8 protein-coding genes are annotated in these 4,984 nt (G+C 38.3%); 7 read left to right on the top strand and 1 reads right to left on the bottom strand.

Annotation, left to right across the window (positions count from 1 at the left end; translation table 11 throughout):
• Positions 1-143: 143 nt before the first annotated feature.
• Positions 144-980, bottom strand: coding sequence for a choline kinase family protein (locus tag GVV20_RS10125; protein ID WP_159741606.1), 837 nt, complete (start codon positions 978-980; stop codon positions 144-146).
• Between the two features lie 51 nt (positions 981-1,031).
• Between GVV20_RS10125 and rdgB the strand changes: the two genes are divergently transcribed.
• The 7 genes from rdgB to GVV20_RS10090 are packed head-to-tail and all read left to right on the top strand — an operon-like array spanning position 1,032 to position 4,839.
• Positions 1,032-1,610 (top strand): RdgB/HAM1 family non-canonical purine NTP pyrophosphatase, encoded by a 579-nt coding sequence (rdgB, locus tag GVV20_RS10120; RefSeq protein ID WP_159741605.1) that lies wholly within the window; start codon positions 1,032-1,034, stop codon positions 1,608-1,610.
• 2 nt (positions 1,611-1,612) lie between these two features.
• Positions 1,613-2,290, top strand: coding sequence for a TIGR01906 family membrane protein (locus tag GVV20_RS10115; RefSeq protein WP_236261804.1), 678 nt, complete (start codon positions 1,613-1,615; stop codon positions 2,288-2,290).
• Complete coding sequence (locus GVV20_RS10110; protein WP_159641494.1) at positions 2,287-2,799, top strand: tRNA (cytidine(34)-2'-O)-methyltransferase; 513 nt, start codon at positions 2,287-2,289, stop codon at positions 2,797-2,799. The genes GVV20_RS10115 and GVV20_RS10110 overlap by 4 nt, the downstream gene beginning before the upstream one ends.
• Positions 2,796-3,308 (top strand): hypothetical protein, encoded by a 513-nt coding sequence (locus GVV20_RS10105; protein WP_159741604.1) that lies wholly within the window; start codon positions 2,796-2,798, stop codon positions 3,306-3,308. The genes GVV20_RS10110 and GVV20_RS10105 overlap by 4 nt, the downstream gene beginning before the upstream one ends.
• Before the next feature lie 38 nt (positions 3,309-3,346).
• Positions 3,347-3,487 carry a mechanosensitive ion channel protein MscL gene (locus tag GVV20_RS10100; RefSeq protein WP_159637907.1) on the top strand — a complete coding sequence of 47 codons (141 nt, stop codon included), beginning with the start codon at positions 3,347-3,349 and terminating at the stop codon, positions 3,485-3,487.
• An 11-nt stretch (positions 3,488-3,498) separates the two neighbouring features.
• Positions 3,499-3,942, top strand: a complete 444-nt coding sequence (locus GVV20_RS10095) for a RidA family protein (RefSeq protein WP_159741603.1) — start codon at positions 3,499-3,501, stop codon at positions 3,940-3,942.
• Between the two features lie 36 nt (positions 3,943-3,978).
• A complete protein-coding gene (locus GVV20_RS10090; RefSeq protein ID WP_159637903.1) occupies positions 3,979-4,839 on the top strand; it encodes a YitT family protein in 861 nt (286 codons plus the stop codon).
• The last annotated feature ends 145 nt before the right edge of the window (positions 4,840-4,984 follow it).

Below are 4,984 nucleotides of genomic sequence, written 5' to 3'. Positions count from 1 at the left end.
TAGCACCTTTCTTGGAGTGTAGTAACCTAAGTATATCGTGTTTGTCATCTATGTCTTTTATTATGTTCGAAATTAAGCATTAAAAAGTGTTGATGATTTCTCACCAACACTAGAATATGTAGAACCAAAAAAAACTCCCGAAATCATTGGGAGTTTTTCTTATGTTCGGTGATGCATTCGAGAAGACGAGTATACTTCAGTGCTGCGATGTCATTATATACTTCATCGTGGTGCTGAGCATACATCATTTGCGCCCATTCACACCAAATCAGGTGATGTGAAACCTCAAAATGCCATAATTTGCTCATCATTATGTCGTTGGGTTGGTAACCAAAGTAAGCTTCATAAAAAATACGACGTGATTGCGTATCTTGAATGTCATTTTCAGTTAGAAAGGACATGATATCAAAGTATGGGTCATTATCCATCGCATACTCGTAGTCAATTAAATAATGGCGTTGTTTTGAAAATAGTAAGTTACCTTCTACAAGGTCATTATGGCAAAGTCTGACGTTTGAAACCATTGCTTGGGTTTCTTCGAGTAAGTATCGATATGTAATTGTATTATACTTTTGATAGGTATTCCGAGTTTGGAAGAGATCGTATTTATTAATTAAATCAAAACGAATGCCGGATTTAAGATTTGCATCATGCAAGGTCTTGATGAGGACTGCGGCATCAGCCAAATGATCGGATTTATATGTATGGATGTTCGGAACATATTCACTTATTTTAATGCCTGTATTCGGGTTATAAGCATACAGTGGTGTATCGAGGTTGAGAGGTTCGATAAGTGCGAGTACATGTGCCTCATGATGATAGTCAAACAACCCAGCATTTTCGGGTTTTGGCATTCGTACAACAAATTCTCCTTTATTCGTAAGGACATGATAATTCGCATTCGTCAGTCCAGAAGGAATGTAATCCTCGGACAATACCTCTAAATCGTATTGAGTTTTTAAAGTTTGGTACGTTTTCATAGTGAAATTATATCATAAATGGTATAATTTCATATGTTTAGGAGTGAAAGTATGAAAATTATCGTAGCAAGTAATAATCAAGGAAAATTAAAGGAATTTAAGTCTATACTTGAACCATTGGGATATACTGTTGTAACTGCAAAAGAGCAGGGTGTATCAATGGACTCAGTCGAAGAAACAGGTGCAACATTTGTTGAAAATAGTATCATCAAAGCTGCTTTTGTCCATGAGCAAACTGGACTTCCAACAATCGCAGACGATTCGGGTCTCACTATTTCGGCACTACCTGATATTCTTGGTGTTTATTCCGCACGTTTTATGGGCGAGGACACACCCTATGTCGATAAAAACAATGAAATTTTGAAGCGTCTTGAGGGTGAATCGCAACGCGATGCGTACTTTACAAGTGCAATCGTTATGATTGATGATCAGGGAATTCATGCCTTTGAAGGACGTATTGATGGATCAATAGCAGAGGCAATCATGGGCGAAGGTGGATTTGGATATGATCCAATCTTTGTTCCAAGCGGCATGACCGTATCTTTTGGAATGCTTGATGCTGAAGTCAAAAACAAGATTTCACACCGTGCACTCGCACTCCAAAAATTTATTGACTTCATGGAGGCGTGAACATGAAAAAAATGCTTTATATACTTGCAGCATCGTTATTTCTTATTTCAATGATGCTTACTGCAATTTTTGCACTATCCTTCCAAAAAAGTTACTATGCGAAAATGTATCATAAACTCAATACGGCGCAAACGATTCGCATTACCGAAGCGGAGTTGAATGAGGCTACAGATGTGCTTATTGATTACATAAAAGATGACCGTCAAACGCTTGATTTGAGTGTGAGTGTTGATGGGCGTGATGTTCAAATGTTCAACCAAAAAGAAAAAGACCATATGGTTGATGTTAAAGCATTATACTTAGGTGCGGTTCACTTCCGTAATATTGCAATGATTTTTGTTGCATTTATGGTTCTGGTGAGTCTGGGGTCGGGTGATTACCTTAACTTTGTCTTATCTCGCGACATATGGAAAGCCTCTTTATTAATCCTTGGAAGTGTTGTTGGTATCGTGGGACTGTATGCGCTCATTGATTTCCAAGCGTTCTGGATTTCATTCCATCAGCTTGTTTTTACAAACGATCTATGGTTGCTGAACCCAAACGTTGATCGTTTAATTATGATGGTTCCGGAGCCTTTCTTTATGGGGTTTGTATATCGTATTATTTTGGCAATCGGTGCTATTGTTGCAGGAGCGATTGCAGTATTATTTGGTTTAGAAAGAACGGTGAAGCGTTTATGATTCATGTTGTATTGTATGAACCCGAAATTCCGCAAAATACCGGAAATATTATGAGAACGTGTGCTGCCGCTGGAGCAACACTCCATTTAATTGAACCTTTAGGATTTATTTTGGATGAAAAGCGTGTTAAACGAAGTGTAATGGACTATTCTGAAGACCTTGAGGTGATTCGTCATGTCGATTGGCAGGCGTTTGTAGATCAAACAAAAGGTCCTATGTTCTTCTTGACACGTTATGGTGAATATACACATTCAGATTTTGATTACGCAAGTATCGATCAAGACATTTATCTAGTTTTCGGAAAAGAGAGTACCGGGATTCCCAAAGATATTCTCAAGGCAAACTATGACCACTGCTTCAGGATACCAATGGCACCTTCAGCGCGCAGTATGAATCTATCAAATACTGTCGCGATTTGTGTATTCGAAGTATTGCGTCAAAAAGAATATGACGGATTATCGCGTGTTGAGGTTCAAAAAGGCAAAGATTTCCTTAAGGATTATCAATGATCCGCGACTATAAAAAGTTATACATTGCAATTCTCATGACATTTTTTGCGGCAATGGTGGCAATGTTTCTTGAAGTGCTCTTATTGAGTGTAGCTGTCATCAATACACATACTGTCGATGGCGCCATGGAACTACTAAATGTGAGTGGTAGTTGGATTATTGCTGTTGTGAGGAATGTTATGCAGTATTCGCATAGCCCGACAATTCTTCTTGAACGTTTGAATGCAACAATCCCTGTTACTGTCTACATTTTTATCATACTGTGGTTTGTTACATTCTTTAGAACTAAATTTTGGCTAAAGCACACTCTGATTATGTTTGCGGGAGGAATTGCGTATTCTGTGATTCTAATTGGACTTACTATTGCAATGAATACCAACAGTATTGAGCAAGGATTCCAAATTATGCATACAATTGCTTGGTTTGATGCTGTCCTAGCGTTTGTAATGATTTGTACATGTTTAGTCATGCCAGTGTTGATACTAGGCGACTATGTTGAAGTTCTCTAGGATTTTACCTATAATGAAAACAATAGAGGTGATGAGTTATGATTGAAGATTTTAATGGATTTGTAAGTGTTGTACTTTTGCTCGTGATAGTTGTTGGAAGTATTACGGGATTTGTACGTATGAATGCAAGTTTAGACCGTCAAGAAAAATCCGATGAATACTATCGTGATCTCCTATAGAGGTAAATCAAATGAAGCGTAGACAAATTATAGTTAAAAATGGTCCGAAAGCAGTCGGACCGTATTCAGCAGCGATTCAAGTCGATCATACTGTTTATGTCTCGGGACAGCTCGGTATTGACCTTGAAGCAAACCTTGTGGGCGATGATATTGTCACACAAACACGTAAAGCCATCGAAAACTTAGAGAATACTTTGAGGAGTGCGGGACTCGAACTCAAAGACATTGTCAAAACTACGGTATACCTCAGTGATATGGATAACTTTGAACTTATGAATCAAACGTATGCAATCTACTTTGCACATCCCTATCCTGCGCGCACTGCTTTCGAAGTAGGGCGTTTGCCCAAAAATGCGCTCGTTGAAATCGAGGCAATCGCAGTGGCATCAGAGTTACCTGATTTTGAAGATGAAAAGAAAACTCAAAAATGTAAAGGAAAATATTGTATCGACTAGCAACGAGACAATCGACACGATTAACAGAGATAGATTATGGAATACTTTAGAAAAATAGAACCAAAGCAATATATCGGAGTAATACTAGGAGCAATGTTATCGGCTACTGCCATAACATCCTTTGTAAGGCCTGCTGACTTAGTGCCTGCAGGAGTTGGTGGTGTTACCATCCTTCTGATTAAAGAAATGAACCGTTTGTTTGGGTTAACGCTCTCGTACGGATTCTTGTTCCTAATTATTAATATTATCTTGCTTTCGTTTGTGATTAAAAAACTCGGGAAACGTTTTTTAATTTTATCGTTCATGCATGTCTTTTTGACAAGTATTTTTGTAGAAATTTTGCCAGCGTTCAAGTTAACGTATGATCCCATACTACTGGCAGTATTTGGTGGTGTTGTGAATGGGGTGGGTTCCTCAATTGCACTGAGAATGAATGGTTCTGCTGGTGGAACAGATTTTATAGCTATTTACTTCTCGATGGTTAAGAATAAGCCAATGTGGGACAAAATAATGTTCTTCAATGTCTGCGTGTTACTTTATTCTGGGTGGATGTACGATTGGAGCCTGGCGTTATATTCAATTATTTACCAAGTCGCATCAACGAAGATTATTGAAACATACCACAACAGATATAAGCTAAGCAGTATGCGTATAATTACAGTTGAACCGGATGCGGTCTGCACTGCTGTTTTGAGTGTCACGCGTCATGGAATTACCCAATTAAATGGTATGGGTGTTTATAAACATCAATATCGTGCCATGTTATACATGGTTGTGAATGAATTCGAGATTAAATCAATTGTTGATCAAGTTGTTGCGGCAGACCCTAAAGCTTTCATCGAGGTGTCTTCGGTTGAACGGATTGAAGGAAACTATCGACAGAAACCACTGGATTAAAAAAAGTAGCCGAGGCTACTTTTCCTAAATTCAAATCTCAACCGCACCACCAAGGTGCGGTTGTTTTTGTATAATAAAAGGAGCCCACCCGACTAAAAGGAGCTCCCATATGAAGTATAAGCAATTAAATAAAAAAATAAAAGAC

This window comes from Erysipelothrix aquatica (assembly GCF_009828775.2).
GTDB lineage: Bacteria > Bacillota_I > Bacilli_A > Erysipelotrichales > Erysipelotrichaceae > Erysipelothrix > Erysipelothrix aquatica.
This window is presented reverse-complemented; position numbering and strand designations above follow the sequence as displayed.